Raw genomic sequence first — 16,661 nt, 5'->3', positions numbered from 1 at the left:
CTGTCACCTTCAAGGTGAGGTGGACCCTCGGTCTCGGCCACCGGAGCAGCGGGGTGGCCGTGGAGCGCCGGAGTACCGTGCCTGCGTGAGCGCACCTCGTCCCGACGCCGGTTTCAGCACCCGCGCGGTCCACCTGGGGATCGACCCGGACCCCACCACGGGGGCCATCTCCCCGCCGGTGTTCCAGACCTCCACCTACCTCCAGGACGCGGTCGCCCAGCCCCGCAACGGCTACGAGTACTCCCGCTGCGCCAACCCCACCCGAGACCTGCTGCACCGCCAGCTGGCCGGGCTGGAGGGCGGCCGGCACGCCTTCTCGACCCCGGCCGGGCTGGCGGCGGAGGACCTGGTGCTGCGGGCGACGCTGCGGCCCGGCGGCCACGTGGTGACCGGCACCGACGCCTACGGCGGGACGTTCCGGCTGCTGGAGCAGGTGTGGGGCCCGTGGGGGATCGGCACCTCGGCGGTGGACCTCACCGACCCGGCCGCCCTCGAGGCCCGCCTGGCCGAGCTGGACGCCGGTGCGCTGGTGTGGGTCGAGACGCCGTCCAACCCGTTCCTGCAGATCGTCGACCTGGCCGCCTGCGCGGAGGTCTGCCGACGGCACGGTGCCCGGCTGGTGGTGGACAACACCTTCGCCTCGCCGTACCTGCAGCGCCCGCTGGCCCTCGGCGCCGACGTCGTCGTGCACTCGGCGACCAAGTACCTGGCCGGGCACTCCGACTCCGTCACCGGGGTGGTGGTGGTGGACGACGACGAGCTCGCCGAGCAGATCGCCTTCCTGCAGAACGCCGCCGGGCAGGTCTCGGGGCCGATGGACGCCTGGCTCACCATCCGCGGGCTCAAGACCCTGGCGGTGCGGATGGACCGGCACTGCGCCAACGCCCAGCACCTCGCGGAGTGGCTCAGCAGCCACCCGGCGGTGTCGGCCGTGCACTACCCGGGGCTGCCGAGCCACCCGGGTCACGAGCTGGCCGCCCGGCAGATGGACGGCTTCGGCGGCATGGTCTCGATCCAGCTGGCCGGTGGCCGGGAGGCGGCGCTGGCCCTGGCGCAGAGCACCCAGGTCTTCCTGCTGGCCGAGTCGCTGGGCGGCGTGGAGTCGCTGGTCGTGCACCCCGGCGACATGACCCACGCCTCGGTCAAGGGCACCTCCCGCGCCGTGCCCGAGGACATGGTGCGGCTCTCGGTGGGCATCGAGGACGTCGAGGACCTGCAGGCCGACCTCGAGCAGGCGCTGGCCGCCCGCTGACCGGCGCCGGCCGCCGATCTGCATTCCGGGGCCGGAGTTGCTATAGTTCATCGCTGTCCGGCTCGCCGGGTGACCACTCGTCCGGGTGGCGGAATAGGTAGACGCGCTAGCTTGAGGTGCTAGTCCCCGTCAAGGGGGTGGAGGTTCAAGTCCTCTCTCGGACACACGGCGGGAAACCGCCGCTGAGCACGCCTGATGGCCCCGACCGCACCGGTCGGGGCCATCAGCCGTTCTCGGGCCCGTCGCCGGTCCGGGCAGCCAGCCGGGGCGCGAGCCGCGGAGGGTCCTCGTGGTCGAGGGCGCGGGCGGTCACGGCGGGGGCCACCCGCTACGAGGCCGGTCCCTCCCCGGCTCCGAGGTCGCGGACGGGCGCGTCCTCCGCCGCCGCGGCCGCCGACCTGCCCGCGCGGCCCGGGAATCGGGTGCGGAGGCGCTGCAGCCCCACCCGGAGGGAGTAGGCGAGGGCCTGCCGACCGACCGCCCGGCGCCACGCGCCCAGGCCGGGTGCGCTCGGGGGCAGCCCGAACTCGGCCGCCAGACGCGCCGAGACCGGTCGCCCGATGCCCTTCATCTCGTACCCGGAGTGGTTCTCACCGGTGCCGAGCGCGTAGACCGCCCCCGGGAAGGGCAGCGGCTTTAGCGGGGTGCCCTGGCGGGCGAGGTGCTCCACCGAGTGCAGGTGCGAGCCGAACAGCCGCCACACCTTGTCCCCCAGGGTCTCGATCAGCTCCTCCTGCGTCGCGTCGACGTCGAGGGTGTCGGGCAGCCCGTACAGGTCGGTGCGGACGATGTGCGAGGTGCCGCACCGGCGGTGGAACTCGCGGCGCCGTGCCACCACCTGGCGCTCGGGGGAGTAGACGTAGCCGCGCTCGACGTACCACCCGTGGGCGGTGGGGTGGCGGGACACGTGCGCGGCCAGCCGGTTGCTGACGAAGTCGTCGGCGTCGAAGAACATGATGTGGGTGGGGTCGTGCTTGCGGGCCGCCAGGGTCCCGATGACGAGCTTGGTGCCCTTGTCGCGCAGCACGGCCCGCCGGCTGGTGCGCGCGCCGCGGCGCCACACCGGCGGCGGGAACTCGACCTTGACGAACTCGACCCGGTCCGGGAGGGGTCGTGACGGCTTCCGGTTCCCCACCACGACCACGACGTAGTCGTCGCTGGTCTGGGCGGTGACGGACTCCAGGGTCGTGTGGAACAGCCGCTCGACCCGGGCGTAGTCGTTGGAGTTGCGGGGGTGGCGCAGGGACGTCACGAAGGCGAGCACCGGTGAAGTGTGGCACGCCTGCGGCCGCGGGCGTGCCAGCCGTCGTCTCCGACGGGCGCTCACCGCTCCGGGTCGTCGAAGCCCTCCTCACTCCGCTCCCGGCGCAGGTACGTGGCGGCGCGGTCGGCCAGGGCGGTCGCCTCGGCCGCCAGGCCGGTGTACATCGGCTCGACCTTCTCGAACGGCTGACCGGGTGGCAGCAGGGGAACGGCGGGGTCGACCACCGCGTCGATCACGACCGGGCGGTCGGCGTCGAGCGCCGCCGTCCACGCCGCCTCCACCTCCTCGGGGGAGGTCACCCGCACACCACGCAGCCCGAGCAGCTCCGCCCACCGGTCGTAGCGCACGTCCGGCAGCTGCTGGGAGGCCTCGAAGCGGGGTTCGCCCTCCATCTCGCGCTGCTCCCAGCTCACCTCGGCCAGGTCCCGGTTGTTCAGCACGCACACCACGAACCGCGGGTCCGGCCAGTCCTGCCAGCGGGCTGCCACGGTGATGAGCTCGGCCAGGCCGTTCATCTGCATGGCCCCGTCCCCGGCCAGGGCCACCACCGGCCGTTCCGGGCGGGCCAGCTTCGCGGCCAGCCCGTACGGCAGCGCCGACCCCATCGAGGCCAGCGTGCTGGACAGGTGCGCCGGCACGCCCGGGGGCAGCCTGAGGTGGCGCGCGTACCAGTAGACGACGGAGCCGACGTCGACCGAGACCTGCGCGTCGGCCGGCAGCCGCGCGCTCAGCGACCGGACGACGTGCTGCGGGTTCAGCGGCTCGGCCGGCGCGGCGGCCCGCGTGGCGGCGACCTCGTGCCAGCGGCGGACCCAGCCCTCGACCTGGGTGCGCCAGGCCGTGTCCTGGCTGGGCGGCACGACGGCCAGCAGGGCGCGCAGCGTCTCGCGGGCGTCGCCCACGAGCGGCACCTCCACGGGGTAGCGGACCCCGAGGCGTCGCCCGTCCACGTCGACCTGCACGGCCCGGGCCTGCCCGGGCCGCGGGTAGAACTCGGTCCACGGGTCGTTGGTGCCGATCAGCAGCAGGGTGTCGCAGCCGCGCATCAGCTCGGCGCTGGCGGTGGTGCCCAGGTGTCCCATGACCCCGGTGTGGAAGGGCAGGGCCTCGTCCAGCACCGGCTTGCCGAGCAGGGAGGTGGTGATCCCGGCGCCCAGCCTCTCGGCCAGCTCGACGACCTCCTCGGCGGCGCCGTAGGCACCCTGGCCGACGAGGAAGGCCACCCGCTCACCGGCGGCGAGCACCTCCGCCGCGGCGCGGACGTCGTCGTCGTGCGGGACCACCCGCGCCGGGCGCAGGCCCGGGCTGGTCACCAGGACACCGTGCTGCTGCGCCGTCGGGTCCGGCGCGGGTGCCGTCTGCACGTCGTGCGGCAGCACGACGCAGGTGGGGCTGCGGGTGGCGATCGCGGTCCGGAAGGCCCGGTCCACCAGCATCGGCACCTGCTCGGGCGTGTGCGCGGACTGGACGAACTGCGCGCACACGTCGCCGAACAGGCGCACCAGGTCGATCTCCTGCTGGTAGGCGCTGCCCAGCACGGTGGACAGCTGCTGGCCGACGATCGCGACGACGGGCTTGGAGTCGAGCTTCGCGTCGTACAGGCCGTTCAGCAGGTGGACCGCACCCGGCCCCTGGGTGGACAGGCAGACACCCACCCCGCCGGTGTACTTGGCGTGCCCGACCGCCATGAAGGCCGCCGTCTCCTCGTGGCGCGCCTGCACGAAGACCGGCTGCCCGGCCCTGCGCAGCGCACCCAGCACGCCGTCGATGCCGTCCCCGGCGTAGCCGAACACCCGGTCCACGCCCCAGGCGGCGAGCCGTTCGACGAGGACGTCCGCCGCGGTGCGTTCAGGCACGGCGCGCACCTCCGGCTCGCCGGCGGGTCGCAAGGTCCATGGTCTCCTCCTCGGTCGGCTCCCGCTGTCGACTACCCGGCGGGCCGGTGGTGAATCCCCACCCGGCGGGAGGAGCCGCGCCGTCAGCCCGGGAGGTGGCGGTCGGCGGCCGGCACGGCGACGACCACCGCACCCGCGCGCTCCAGCCGGGCCACCAGCGCGTCCTCGACGCCGTCGTCGGTGACCAGCGTCCACCGCGGCGGCATCCGCACCCAGGCGTTGAACGGCTCGCTGCCGAGCTTGGAGGAGTCGGCCAGCACGTACACCTCGCGACCACGCCGCCACATCAGCTCCTTGAGGCGGGTCTGGGCCACGGTCGCCTCGCACAGCCCCCGCTCGGGGGAGACGCCGTCGGCGCCCAGGAAGACCCGGTCGAAGGTGAAGACCTCCAGCGCCGCCTCGGTCACCGGGCCGACGAAGCCCTGGCTGATCGCCCGGTAGTGCCCGCCGAGGCAGACGACCTCCCGGTGCGTCCCGGCGTCGAGCGCCTGCAGCGGGGTCAGCCCGGTGGTCACCACCGTCAGGTCGCGGGAGCTCAGCGCCCCGGCGAGGGCCGCGGTGGTCGTGCCGGCGTCCAGCAGCAGGGTCTCCCCGTCGCCGACCTGGCCGGCGGCCCACCGCCCGATCGCCCGCTTCGCCGCGCGCGCCTGCCCCGAGCGCTCGTCGGGGGCGGTCTCGCGCGGCGGCGTCATGGCGATGGCCCCGCCGTAGGTGCGGGCCAGCCGTCCCTCCGCCGTCAGCCGGGCCAGGTCGCGGCGGATCGTGGAGGCGGTGACCCCGAAGGTGGCCGACAGCTCCTCGACCTGGGCCAGCCCGACCGAGGCGGCCAGCTCGGCGATCCGCTCGCGGCGGGCGGCGGCGTCCGTGGTGCCCACCCGCTCAGCCCACCGAGGCCAGCTCGACGGCCTGGCGGAGGGCCTCCACCATGCTCTCGGTGCGGACCCTGCCGGTGCCGGCGATGTCGAAGGCCGTGCCGTGGTCGACCGAGGTGCGGATGACCGGCAGCCCCACGGTGATGTTCACCCCGGCCTCGATGCCGAGCACCTTGATGGGCCCGTGGCCCTGGTCGTGGTACATCGCCACGACGAGGTCGTAGTCGCCGCGGCCGGCCAGGTAGAAGGCCGTGTCGGCCGGCAGCGGCCCGGCGGCGTCGACGCCGTCGGCACGCAGCCGCTCGAGCGCGGGGACGATCTTCTCCTCCTCCTCGCCGTAGCCGAAGAGCCCGCCCTCGCCGGCGTGGGGGTTGATGGCGCACACGCCGATCCGCGGGTGCGGGATGCCGCTGCGGGTCAGCGCCTCGTGGCCGCGCCGCACCGTGCGCTCGACCAGGCCCGGCTCGATCATGGCCACCGCGTCGACGAGACCGATGTGGGTGGTCACGTGGATCACCTTCAGGCGCGGGCTCGACAGCATCATCGACACCTCGCTGGTCCCGGTCAGCTCGGCCAGCATCTCGGTGTGCCCGGGGTAGCGGTGGCCGCCCAGGTGCAGGGCCTCCTTGTTCAGCGGCGCCGTGCAAATGGCCTGCACCCGTCCGGCCACGGCCAGCTCGGCGGCGGTGCGCACGTAGTGGAAGGCGGCGTCACCGGCCACCGCTGACAGCTGCCCCCACGGCAGGTCCTCGGGCAGCAGGCCGAGGTCGACCACGTTGATCCGACCGGGCGCCACCACGGCCTCCGCGGGGGACCCGACGGCCACCACCTCGGCGTCCAGCCCGAGGACCGCGGCGGCCTGCTGCAGCCGCCGGCGGTCGCCGATCACGACCGGCACGCAGATCCGCTGCACCTGGGGGTCCAGGGTGGCGCTGACGGTGCACTCGGGCCCGACGCCCGCGCCGTCGCCCATGGTCACCGCCACCACGGGCAGCGGGCGGTCCGGGGAGCCGGGGTCGGGGTGGTTCGCGGTCGTGGTCATGCGGGTCCTTCCAGCCAGTCGAGCACCTGGGTGAGCGAGTCGGGGGAGCCGTGGCTGCCGGGTCGGGTGACCAGCAGCCGGCCCGTGGGGTCGAGCGAGGCGACGGCGCCGGGGTGGATCTGGGCCACGACCTCCAGCCGCTCGACGCCGGCCGCGGCCAGCACGCCGCGGGCGGTGGCGCCGCCGATGAGCACCAGGTCGACCGGCTGCTCCTCGACGGCCCGCACCACGGCGGCACCGAGCTGGGCGGCCAGCCGCGCGGGCTCCACACGGGCGGCCCGGTCGGGGAGCGGCAGGGTGACCACCACGTCGCCCCCGGCCAGGGCGGCGGTGAGGGAGGCGGAGAAGGCGGCCGTGTCGAGCCCGTCGTCGGGATGCAGCGGGGCCGGCAGCAGGCGGACGTGGTGGCGGGCGAGCAGCCGCCGGGTCTGCTCGGCCGCCTCCGCCGACGCCGACCCGACCACCACCAGCCGGCGGCCCGGGGGTGTCGTGCGGTGCCCGCGGGCCGGGGTGGCGCCGGCCACGGCGGCCAGCAGCCCGGAGGAGCCGACGGCCACCGTGCCCGGGTGCGCGCGGACGGCGGCGCCGAGCCGGGCCAGGTCGTCGGGACCCTCGGCGTCGCACACCAGGACGGGTGCCGGCGGATCGGCGAGGAGCTGGTGGAGCCCGCCCGCCCGCTGCCGGTCGCGGCCCACCACCGCTCCCGTCAGACCGGGGGGCAGCAGCCGGGCCACCCGGTCCGGTGCCGGCACGGGCTCGAGGTGCCAGGCGGTGGTGCGGTGCAGCGGCACCCCGTCCAGGTGCAGCACCCCGCCGCGGACGGAGCGTCCGTGGGCGGGCAGGGCCGGGCAGAGCACCACCGTGCCGCGCCGGGCGGCCACCGACACGGCCGCGGCCACCGGACCGCGCAGCAGCGAGTCGATCTTCACGAACAGGGTGTGCCCGGCGAGGGCCCGCGCGGCCCCCTCGAGCGCGCCCGCCGCAGCCGCGCCCGACCGCAGCCGGGCGTCGGCGTCCACCACGACGGGACCGGCGGGCACCCCGTGGTCGAGCAGCGGCTCCGGCGAGAGCAGCACCGGGGTGCCCGCGCCCAGCACGGCGGCGCACTCCACGGCGCCGGAGAGGTCGTCGGCCAGCACGCCGAGGGGACGCCCGGCGCTGGTCCCACGGTCCGGCATGTCCACCTCCTGGCGCTCGACCTGCGCGGATCACGCTACCGCCTGCGCACAACGCGCACTACAGTGCTGCCACCACCGGACGAAGGACGTGTCGTGACGCATGCCCCCTCTGCCGCCACCACCCTGCCCGGGCTGGAGGTCCCGCTCAGCCGCGCCGTGCTCGGCACGATGTCCTTCGGCGACACCACCGACGCCGCCCGCGCCGAGGAGGTCTTCGAGGCCGCGGTCGGGGCGGGCGTGAGCGGGGTGGACACCGCCAACGGCTACGCCGGCGGGGAGACCGAGCGCATCATCGCCCCGCTGGTGCGCCGGCACCGCGACCGGATCGTGCTGGCCACCAAGGCGGGGATCCCGCACCCGGACGCCGGGGGCCGTCCACCGCTGTCGGCCGAGGCGCTGCGACGGAGCCTGGAGGGGTCGCTGCGCCGCCTCGGCGTGGACCACGTCGACCTGTTCTACCTGCACCAGCCCGACCGCGCCACGCCGCTCGCCGAGACCGTCGACGCCCTGGCGGGCCTGCACGCGGCGGGACGGTTCACGGCCCTCGGGGTGTCGAACCACGCCGCCTGGCAGGCTGCCGACGTGGCCGCGGCGGCCGGTCGGGCCGGGATCCCGGTGCCGGTGGTGGGGCAGAACGTGTACAACCTGCTGGCCCGCCGGATCGAGGACGAGTGGCTGGAGTACGCCACCACCCACCGGGTCCACACCATGGTCTACAACCCGCTGGCCGGCGGGCTGCTGGGCTCGCGCCCCGACCCCGACGCGCCGCCCAGCCGGTTCCGGACGTCGCGGCTGGCCCAGATGTACAGCCGGCGGTACTGGTCGCCCGAGCTGCTCGCCGCCGCCGGCGCGGTGGCCGACGTGGCGGACGAGGCGGGGATGCCGCTGGCCGAGCTGAGTCTGCGGTGGGTGGTCTCCCGCCCGGGCGTGGGCAGCGTCCTGCTCGGCGCCAACCGGACCGCGCACGTGCTGGCCGGCGTCGAGGCGCTGGCGCGCGGACCGCTGCCCGCCGACCTGGTCGAGCGGCTGGACCGGCTCACGGAGCCGCTCCGGGGTGCCATGCCGGCCTACAACCGCTGAGCGCCGCGACGACCTGGCCGAGGGCCGGTCAGTGGCTGGTCCGTCCCCGCCGCGACCGGAGCGCCGGGCGGAGCAGCCGGTCGGCGACCATCCCGGTCACCACCGAGAAGACCGCCTTGTGCAGCACGTCGACGGCCTGCTCCCGTCGGGGCCAGCTCGGCGGGGGCGCGCCCGCCCCGGTGCCGTTCTCCAGGGTCTGGTCGAAGGCCAGCCGGACCACCGTGTGCCAGGCGTTGGCGTACGGCCCGCGGATCCCGGTGGCGGCCCACACCCCGCGGACCGCGCCCAGCACGGCCCCGGTGCCGAAGTGCATCACGTGGTTCCACACCACCGGCCGCTCGTCGTCGCCGGGGTGCCGGCCGAGCAGGGTCAGCAGCGTGCGGGCGGGCACGTAGGAGTCCGGGCGGGAGGTGAGGGCCTGCTCGAGCTTCTCGCCCAGCGACATCACCGCGGCTCCCGCCAGCCCGGCCAGGGCGCCGGTGGCGGCCGCGCGGCCGATGCCGCCGCTGCGTGCTGTGTCGGTCATGGCCTCCACCTACCCACCCGCGCGCGGCCCACCGCGCGGGCCCCCAGGTGCGCGACCGCGGGCCGTCCAGGTGCGCTACCGCGCGGGCCGTCCCGGTGCGCTACCGCGCGGGGACGCTCCTCGGCTCGAAGCGGTCCGGGGCGTGGTGGCGCGCCACCAGCCGGCGCAGCTCGTCCAGCCCGCCGTGCACCAGCCCGGCGGTGCGGGCCTGCACCAGCAGGTTGCCCATCGCCGTGGCCTCCACCGGTCCGGCCAGCACGGGCAGCCCCGCGTGGTCGGCCACCAGCTGGCAGAGCAGGGTGTTCAGCGCGCCGCCGCCGACCACGTGCACCACGTCCACCTCGCGGTCGGCCAGCGCGCACGCGGTCCGGACGGCCCCGGCCATGGCCGCGGCCAGGCTGGCCACGATGCTGGCCACCCACGCCTGCGGGGAGTCCGGGACCGCTCGGCCCTCGGCCCGCAGCAGCGCGGCGATCCGCGGCGTCATGGGGCCCGGCGCCAGCAGCGAGGCGTCGTCGACGTCGAAGAGCGGGGCCTNCGCCGGGACGACCCTCGGACTGCCACTCCCGCAGCGTCTCCGAGAGCACCCACAGCCCCATCACGTTGTGCAGGAACCGGATGGTGCCGTCCACGCCGAGCTCGTTGGTGAACCCGGCCTCGCGCGCCTCGAGGGTGGCCACCGGACGGTCCAGCTCGAGCCCGACCAGGCCCCAGGTGCCGCACGAGATCCACGCCGCCCGCGGGTCGGTCATCGGCACCGCGACCACCGCGGAGGCGGTGTCGTGCGAGCCGACCGCAACCAGCTCCACGCCCCGGTCGAGCCGGGTGCGCCCGGCCACCTCGGCGGCGAGGGTTCCGGTGCGGGTGCCGGGCGGCACCAGCGGCGCCAGCACCTGCCGCGGCAGACCGAGCCGCTGCAGCAGCGGCTCGTTCCACACCGGCGGCGAGTCCAGCGTGAGCAGGCCGGTGGTCGAGGCGTTGGTGGCCTCGCTGACCGCCTCGGCGCCGAGCCAGCAGGCCACCAGGTCGGGGATCATCAGCAGCCGGTCGGCCACGTCCAGCAGCCCCTGCTCCTGCTCGGCGGCCAGCTGGTACACCGTGGTGAAGGGTAGGAACTGCAGCCCGTTCTGGGCGTGCAGCTCGGCGAAGGGGACCCGGTCGTGCACCAGCTCTACCCCCCGCTCGCAGCGGGCGTCGCGGTAGTGCATCGGTGCGGCGAGCAGTCGCCCGCCCCGCAGCAGCCCGTAGTCGACCGCCCAGGAGTCGACGCCCACGCTGACCGGCTGCAGCCCGCGGCGGCCGGCCTCGGCCAGCCCGGCGGTGATGCCCCGGTACAGCGCGAGCAGGTCGGTCTGCAGGCCGTCCGGCGTCGGCACCGCCTCGTTGGGGAAGCGGGACAGCTGCTCGAGCTCGAGGACGTCCGGGCCCACCCGCCCGGCCATCACCCGGCCGCTGGTGGCGCCCAGGTCGACGGCCAGGACGGTGCCGTCGCCGCTCACCGCAGCCCTCCGACGTACGGTCGGTTCATCGGAGGCCCGCCGACGTACGGTCGGTTCATCGCAGAAACGCTGCGGCCACGCCGGCGTCGACGGGCACGTGCAGCCCCGTGGTGTGGGAGAAGTCCGAGGTGCACAGCGCGAACGCGGCGTTGGCCACGTGCTCGGGCAGCACCTCGCGCTTGAGGATGGTGCGCTGGGCGTAGAACTTGCCGAGGTCCTGCTCCTCGATGCCGTAGGTCTTGGCCCGGTTGGCGCCCCAGCCGGAGGCGAAGATGCCCGAGCCGCGGACGACCCCGTCGGGGTTGATGCCGTTGACCCGCACGCCGTGCTCGCCCAGCTCGGCCGCCAGCAGCCGGACCTGGTGGGCCTGGTCGGCCTTGGTCGCGGAGTAGGCGATGTTGTTGGGCCCGGCGAACACGGAGTTCTTGCTGGAGATGTAGAGGATGTCCCCGCCCATCTGCTGGTCGATCAGCACCCGGGCGGCGGCCTTGGAGACCAGGAAGGAACCCTTGGCCATCACGTCGTGCTGCAGGTCCCAGTCGGCGGCGGTGGTCTCCAGCAGCGGCTTGGACAGCGACAGCCCGGCGTTGTTGACCACCAGGTCCACACCGCCGAAGGCCAGCACGGCGGCGTCCACCATGGCCTGCACCGCGTCCTCGTCGGAGACGTCGGCCGCGACACCGATCGCCACGTCCGTGCCACCGAGCTCGGCGGCGGCGGCCTGGGCCTTCTCCAGCGAGAGGTCGGCGACGACGACGCAGGCGCCCTCGGCCGCCAGCCGGGTGGCGATGGCCTTGCCGATGCCGGAGGCGGCGCCGGTCACCAGGGCCACGCGGGTGGCCAGCGGCTTCGGCTTCGGCATCCGCTGCAGCTTGGCCTCCTCCAGCGCCCAGTACTCGATGCGGAACTTCTCCGACTCCTCGATGGGTGCGTAGCTCGACAGGCCCTCCGCACCCCGCATCACGTTGATGGCGTTGACGTAGAACTCGCCGGCCACCCGGGCGGTCTGCTTGTCCTTGCCGTAGCTGAACATGCCCACCCCTGGCACCAGCACGACGAGCGGGTCCGCACCGCGGATGGCGGGGGAGCCGGCGTCGGCGTGGCGCTCGTAGTAGGCCTGGTAGTCGGCCCGGTACTCGGTGTGGAGCTCGCGGAGCCGCTCCTTGACCTGCTCCAGCGGCGCGTCGGCGGGCAGGTCCAGCACCATCGGCTTGACCTTGGTGCGCAGGAAGTGGTCGGGGCAGGACGTCCCGAGCGCCGCCAGCCGCGGGTGCTCGCTCGCGGCCAGGAAGTCCAGCACCACGTCGGAGTCGGTGTAGTGGCCGACCATCGGCCTGTCGGTGGAGGCGAGGCCGCGGATCAGCGGGGCGAGGGCCGCGGCGCGGGCGTGCCGCTCGGCCTCGGGAAGGGGACCGTAGCCCTGCAGCGGTGCACCGAACGGCTCCGGCCGGGAGTTGGCCTCGATGTACTCGGCGGCGGTGCGGATGATCTCCAGCGAGTGCGCCTCGGACTCCTCGGCGGTGTCGCCCCAGGCGGTGATGCCGTGCCCGCCGAGGATGCAGCCGATCGCCTGCGGGTTCTGCTCCTTGATCGCGGCGATGTCGAGACCCAGCTGGAAGCCGGGGCGGCGCCAGGGCACCCACACCACCCGGTCGCCCCAGATCTTGCGGGTGAGCTCCTCGCCGTCGGCCGCGGTGGCGATGGCGATGCCGGAGTCGGGGTGCAGGTGGTCGACGTGGGCGGCGTCGACCAGCCCGTGCATCGCGGTGTCGATCGAGGGCGCGGCCCCGCCCTTGCCGTGCAGGCAGTAGTCGAAGGCGGCGACCATCTCGTCCTCGCGCTCCACGCCCGGGTAGACGTCGACGAGGGCCCGCAGCCGGTCCAGCCGCAGCACGGCCAGCCCCTTCTCGGTGAGGGTGCCGAGGTCGCCGCCGGAACCCTTCACCCACAGCAGCTCGACCGGCTGACCGGTCACCGGGTCGTCCTCGGTGCCCTTGGCGGAGGTGTTGCCGCCGGCGTAGTTGGTGTTGCGGGGATCGGCGCCGAGGCGGTTCGAGCGCTCGATCAGGCTGGTCACGGTGGGGTTGGTCATCGTTTCCTCGTTGTCGCTGCTGTGGTCGGTGGTCGCTCAGGCGCCCCAGCCGGCCTGCTGGCCGCCCACGCGCTCGGACTCGATCTGCTGCTGGTAGCCGGAGGCGGCGTAGGCCGCCATCGGGTCCGCGGGCAGCCCGCGGGTCTCGCGCCAGGCGGCGAGGTCGGCGCGGACGTCGGTCCAGAAGGCGTCCATCAGGATGCCGTTGGCGGCCAGCACGTCGCCGTCCTCCTGGGCCCGGGCCAGGGCCGCGGTGTCGACCAGCAGCGCCTTGGCGGTGGCCTCCTGGACGTTGAGCACCGAGCGGATCTGGCCGGGGATCTTGGCCTCGACGTTGTGGCACTGGTCGAGCATGAACGCCACCGGCGAGCCGGGCTCCATGCCGCCGCCGCGCACCACCTCGACCAGGATGCGGAAGAGCTGGAAGGGGTCGGCCGCCCCCACGATGAGGTCGTCGTCGGCGTAGAAGCGGGAGTTGAAGTCGAACGAGCCGAGCTTCCCGAGCCGCAGCAGCTGCATCACGATGAACTCGATGTTGGTGCCCGGGGCGTGGTGGCCGGTGTCGAGGCAGACCATCGCGCGGTCGCCGAGGGCGCTCACCTGCGCGTAGGAGGTGCCCCAGTCCGGGACGTCGGTGTGGTAGAAGGCCGGCTCGAAGAACTTGTACTCCAGCACCAGCCGCTGCTCGGGCCCGAGCCGGTCGTAGATGACGGCCAGGCTCTCGGCCAGCCGGTCCTGACGGCCGCGGAGGTCGCCCTGCCCGGGGTAGTTGGTGCCGTCGGCGAGCCAGATCTTCAGGTCGCGCGACCCGGTGGCGTCCATCACGTCGATGCAGGCCAGGTGATGGTCGATGGCCTGCTTGCGGACCGCGTCGTCGCGGTGGGTCAGGCTGCCGAACTTGTAGATGTCGTCCTGGAAGGTGTTGGAGTTGATCGTGCCCAGGCTGACGCCCTGGTCCTCGGCGTGGCGGCGGAGGGCGGCGTAGTCGTCGACGGCGTCCCAGGGGATGTGCAGGGCGACCGTGGGGGCCAGCCCGGTGAAGCGGTGGACGGTGGCCGCGTCGGCGATCTTCTCCTGCACGGTGCGCGGGGTGCCCGGGGTGCCGAACACCTTGAAGCGGGTGCCGGAGTTGCCGAAGGCCCAGGACGGCAGCTCGATCGCCTGCCTGGACAGCACGTCGGTGATCTGGTCGAAGGTCGGCATCATTGCTCCAGGGTCTCGGCGACGGTGACGCGGTCACTGTACACACCCGTGAAACGATTCAACAAGAGGGCCCGGCGGTGCGCCCTGACGGTCTCGCCGGGGTCGGCTACGCTCCGCCGCAAGCCGCGCGGTCCGTGCGGACGTCGAGGCAGACTGGAGGACCACGTGCCCACCGTGAGCATCCGCGAGGTCGCCCTGCAGGCCGGGGTCTCGGTCGGCACGGTGTCCAACGCGCTGAACTCCCCGGAGAAGGTGGCCGAGGCCACGTTGCAGCGGGTGCAGCAGGCGATCGAGAGCCTGGGCTACGTGCGCAACGACGCCGCCCGCCAGCTCCGCGCCGGCACCTCGCGCAGCATCGGGTTCATCGTGCTCGACGTGGCGAACCCGTTCTTCACCGACGTGGCCCGCGGCGCCCAGGCCGCCTCCGCCGAGGTGGGGCTGAACGTGCTGCTGGGCACCAGCGACCACGACCCGGCCAAGGAGCTGGCCTACCTGGACCTGTTCGAGCAGCAGCGGGTGCAGGGCGTGCTCTTCACCCCGATCGACACCGACGCCGAGGGGCTGGACCGGCTGCACCGGCGCGGCGTGCCGATCGTGCTGGTGGACCACCCCACCGAGGACCCGCGGTTCTGCTCCGTCGCGGTCGACGACGTCGCCGGCGGGGAGATGGCGGTGCGCCACCTGCTCGAGCAGGGCCGGCGGAGGATCGTCATGCTGGCCGGCCCTCCCGGGATCCGGCAGGTGGCCCAGCGCACCGAGGGTGCGCGCCGGGCGGTGGCCGCGGTGCCGGACGCCCGCCTCGAGGTGCTGCCGACGCCGTCGCTCACCGTGCTGGAGGGTCGCGCCGCGGGAGCCGCGCTGGCCGACCGCGCCCCGCAGGACCAGCCCGACGCGGTCTTCGCCGCCAACGACCTGCTCGCCGTCGGGTGCCTGCAGGGGCTCAGCCTGATGGGCCGGCCGCGGCGACGGGAGCCGGTCGCGCTGATCGGCTACGACGACATCGACTTCGCCAGCGCCACCGTGGTGCCGCTCAGCTCGATCCGCCAGCCCAAGGAGCTCCTCGGCCGCACCGCGGTGGAGCTGCTGCTCGCCCAGGTGGCCGGTGGTCCCGGCGCCCGGGCGGTGCACCACGTCTTCCAGCCCGAGCTGGTGGTCCGGGAGTCCAGCACCCGAGGGGTGTGAGCCCGGGCGCGGCCGCCCGCCGACGCGAGGTCGGGGGCGGCACGCGCCGGACGGCTCAGGAGGGCAGCACCAGCCTGCCGTCGACGCGGCGGGGGACGTCGGTGGCGTCGTCGCGCAGCTCGGGCGGCAGCACCTCCTGGGGTGCGTTCTGGAAGACGACCGGTCGCAGGAAGCGGCGGATCGCGGTGGCCCCCACGGAGGTGTGCAGCGAGTTGGTGGCCGGCCACGGGCCGCCGTGGTGCTGCGCCCACGACACCGCCACCCCGGTCGGGTAGGCGTTGAACAGGATCCGTCCCGCGTGGGCCTGCAGCGTGGTGGTGAGCTCGCCGAGCTGCCCGCCCTCGTCGCTGCCGGTGTGCACCGTGGCGGTCAGGGAGTCCTCCACCGCGGCCAGCACCCGCTCCAGCTCCTCGGTCGTGCTCCAGCGCACCACCAGCGAGGCGGGGCCGAAGATCTCCTTGATGTCGTCGCCGCTGAGGTCGGCCGCGTCGGCCTGGAACAGCGCGGTGCCGACGCTGAAGCCCTCGCCGGAGGCCTCGCCGCGAGCCACCTGCTGCACGCCGGGGGTGGAGGCGTAGGCCTCGGTGAAGGAGCGGTAGGAGTCGAGGATGCGGGAGTTCAGCAGCGGGACGGTGGTGGCCGAGCCCATCGCGCGGCCCATCGCCTCGACCACCGCGTCGCCCTCGGCGCCGGTGGGCACGAGCACCAGGCCGGGCTTGGTGCACAGCTGGCCGGCCGAGCCCGTGACGGCGACCGCCAGGCCCTCACCGACCTCCTGGCCGCGCTCGGCGGCCGCGGAGCGGGTGACCACCACCGGGTTGATGCTGCTGAGCTCGCCGTAGAAGGGGATCGGGGCGTCGCGCTCGGCGATCGCCTCCAGCAGGGCGCGGCCGCCCTGGGTGGAGCCGGTGAAGCCCACCGCGGTCACCTCCGGCGCCTGCACCAGGGCGATCCCGGCCTGCTGGCCGTGCACCATCCCGAAGACGCCCTCGGGGGCGCCCTTCTCGCGGGCGGCGGCGACCATCAGGTCGTGGCAGAGCACGCTGGTGGCCGGGTGCGACGGGTGGGACTTGACCACCACGGGGCAGCCGGCGGCGAGCGCGCTGGCGGTGTCGCCGCCCGGCACGGAGAAGGCCAGCGGGAAGTTGGAGGCGCCGAAGACGGCCACCACGCCGATCGGGACCAGCATCCGGCGCAGGTCGGGCCGGGGACCCATCGGGGTGTCGCCCGGCGGGTCGATGGTCACCTCCAGGTAGCTGCCCTCGGTGATCACGGAGCCGAAGAAGCGCAGCTGGTAGATCGTGCGCGTCAGCTCGCCGTTGAGCCGGGTCTCGCCCAGCCCGGTCTCGGAGTCGGCGGTGGCCACGATCTGCTCGCGGCCCCCCTCCAGCGCGTCGGCCATCGCCTCCAGCAGCGCGGCCCGCTCGCGGCGGGGCAGCCCGGACAGCCACGGGAAGGTCGCCGCGGCCCGGGCGACGACCTCGCGGACCTGCTCGGGGCTGGTCTCCTCGACCACCGGCTCCAGCGGGGCTCCGGTGTAGGGGTTGGTGGCGGTGATCATGGTCATCGCGTACCT

General features: G+C 74.6%; 12 protein-coding genes, 1 tRNA gene and 1 pseudogene. 4 read left to right on the top strand and 10 right to left on the bottom strand.

The features are described 5' to 3' along the window. The first annotated feature begins 85 nt into the window (after positions 1–85). Together GC722_RS13805 and GC722_RS13800 are read left to right on the top strand one after the other, a co-directional pair. Positions 86–1,252, top strand: coding sequence for a cystathionine gamma-synthase (locus GC722_RS13805; RefSeq protein WP_331714835.1), 1,167 nt, complete (start codon positions 86–88; stop codon positions 1,250–1,252). Between the two features lie 79 nt (positions 1,253–1,331). Further along, positions 1,332–1,416 (top strand) — tRNA-Leu (locus GC722_RS13800). 164 nt (positions 1,417–1,580) lie between these two features. On the opposite strand, the gene GC722_RS13795 is transcribed toward GC722_RS13800, so the two are convergent. The 5 genes from GC722_RS13795 to GC722_RS13775 form a co-directional block, all read right to left on the bottom strand. Beyond that, the gene (locus tag GC722_RS13795) at positions 1,581–2,516 is read right to left on the bottom strand and encodes a glycosyltransferase family A protein (protein ID WP_156611162.1); all 936 of its coding nucleotides are present in this window, start codon (positions 2,514–2,516) and stop codon (positions 1,581–1,583) included. 59 nt (positions 2,517–2,575) lie between these two features. After that, positions 2,576–4,372, bottom strand: a complete 1,797-nt coding sequence (locus tag GC722_RS13790) for a thiamine pyrophosphate-requiring protein (protein ID WP_331714834.1) — start codon at positions 4,370–4,372, stop codon at positions 2,576–2,578. Positions 4,373–4,494: 122 nt separating this feature from the next. Continuing rightward, positions 4,495–5,286 (bottom strand): DeoR/GlpR family DNA-binding transcription regulator, encoded by a 792-nt coding sequence (locus GC722_RS13785; RefSeq protein WP_197430168.1) that lies wholly within the window; start codon positions 5,284–5,286, stop codon positions 4,495–4,497. Positions 5,287–5,290: 4 nt separating this feature from the next. Beyond that, positions 5,291–6,325: a 4-hydroxythreonine-4-phosphate dehydrogenase PdxA gene (gene pdxA / locus GC722_RS13780; RefSeq protein WP_156611158.1), complete on the bottom strand. Its 1,035-nt coding sequence runs from the start codon at positions 6,323–6,325 to the stop codon at positions 5,291–5,293. Further along, positions 6,322–7,503, bottom strand: a complete 1,182-nt coding sequence (locus GC722_RS13775) for a four-carbon acid sugar kinase family protein (RefSeq protein WP_156611156.1) — start codon at positions 7,501–7,503, stop codon at positions 6,322–6,324. Before GC722_RS13775 ends, pdxA begins: the two co-directional genes overlap by 4 nt. A 93-nt stretch (positions 7,504–7,596) precedes the next feature. On the opposite strand from GC722_RS13775, the gene GC722_RS13770 reads away from it, so the two are divergent. After that, positions 7,597–8,583: an aldo/keto reductase gene (locus tag GC722_RS13770; protein WP_331714833.1), complete on the top strand. Its 987-nt coding sequence runs from the start codon at positions 7,597–7,599 to the stop codon at positions 8,581–8,583. Between the two features lie 28 nt (positions 8,584–8,611). Here GC722_RS13770 and GC722_RS13765 read toward each other — a convergent pair whose 3' ends face one another. The 4 genes and pseudogenes from GC722_RS13765 to rhaI all read right to left on the bottom strand — a co-directional run bounded on the left by GC722_RS13765 (position 8,612) and on the right by rhaI (position 13,903). Beyond that, positions 8,612–9,109, bottom strand: a complete 498-nt coding sequence (locus GC722_RS13765; protein WP_156611154.1) for a hypothetical protein — start codon at positions 9,107–9,109, stop codon at positions 8,612–8,614. Positions 9,110–9,209: 100 nt separating this feature from the next. After that, positions 9,210–10,551, bottom strand: a pseudogene (locus tag GC722_RS19505) (rhamnulokinase). A gap of 112 nt (positions 10,552–10,663) precedes the next feature. Beyond that, positions 10,664–12,700: a bifunctional aldolase/short-chain dehydrogenase gene (locus GC722_RS13755; protein ID WP_156611153.1), complete on the bottom strand. Its 2,037-nt coding sequence runs from the start codon at positions 12,698–12,700 to the stop codon at positions 10,664–10,666. 36 nt (positions 12,701–12,736) lie between these two features. After that, entirely contained in the window at positions 12,737–13,903 is a 1,167-nt protein-coding gene (gene rhaI / locus GC722_RS13750) for an L-rhamnose isomerase (protein WP_156611151.1), read from the bottom strand. A gap of 165 nt (positions 13,904–14,068) precedes the next feature. Here rhaI and GC722_RS13745 point away from each other — a divergent pair, with 165 nt between their 5' ends. Beyond that, the gene (locus GC722_RS13745; RefSeq protein ID WP_331714832.1) at positions 14,069–15,085 is read left to right on the top strand and encodes a LacI family DNA-binding transcriptional regulator; all 1,017 of its coding nucleotides are present in this window, start codon (positions 14,069–14,071) and stop codon (positions 15,083–15,085) included. Between the two features lie 55 nt (positions 15,086–15,140). Here GC722_RS13745 and GC722_RS13740 read toward each other — a convergent pair whose 3' ends face one another. Then, positions 15,141–16,652, bottom strand: a complete 1,512-nt coding sequence (locus GC722_RS13740) for an aldehyde dehydrogenase (NADP(+)) (RefSeq protein ID WP_156611148.1) — start codon at positions 16,650–16,652, stop codon at positions 15,141–15,143. Positions 16,653–16,661: the final 9 nt, after the last annotated feature.

Origin of the sequence: Auraticoccus cholistanensis, from assembly GCF_009742705.1 — a bacterium.
Lineage (GTDB): Bacteria > Actinomycetota > Actinomycetes > Propionibacteriales > Propionibacteriaceae > Auraticoccus > Auraticoccus cholistanensis.
Note: the sequence above shows the minus strand (reverse complement) of the source record. Positions and strands in the feature narration are given on the sequence as shown.

Coding starts and splice junctions, on each gene's coding strand:
- GC722_RS13755 (WP_156611153.1), bottom strand. CDS start 12,700: ATGACCAACCCCACCGTGACCAGCCTGATCGAGCGCTCGAACCGCCTC.
- rhaI (WP_156611151.1), bottom strand. CDS start 13,903: ATGCCGACCTTCGACCAGATCACCGACGTGCTGTCCAGGCAGGCGATC.
- GC722_RS13775 (WP_156611156.1), bottom strand. CDS start 7,503: ATGCCGGACCGTGGGACCAGCGCCGGGCGTCCCCTCGGCGTGCTGGCC.
- GC722_RS13765 (WP_156611154.1), bottom strand. CDS start 9,109: ATGACCGACACAGCACGCAGCGGCGGCATCGGCCGCGCGGCCGCCACC.
- pdxA (WP_156611158.1), bottom strand. CDS start 6,325: ATGACCACGACCGCGAACCACCCCGACCCCGGCTCCCCGGACCGCCCG.
- GC722_RS13740 (WP_156611148.1), bottom strand. CDS start 16,652: ATGACCATGATCACCGCCACCAACCCCTACACCGGAGCCCCGCTGGAG.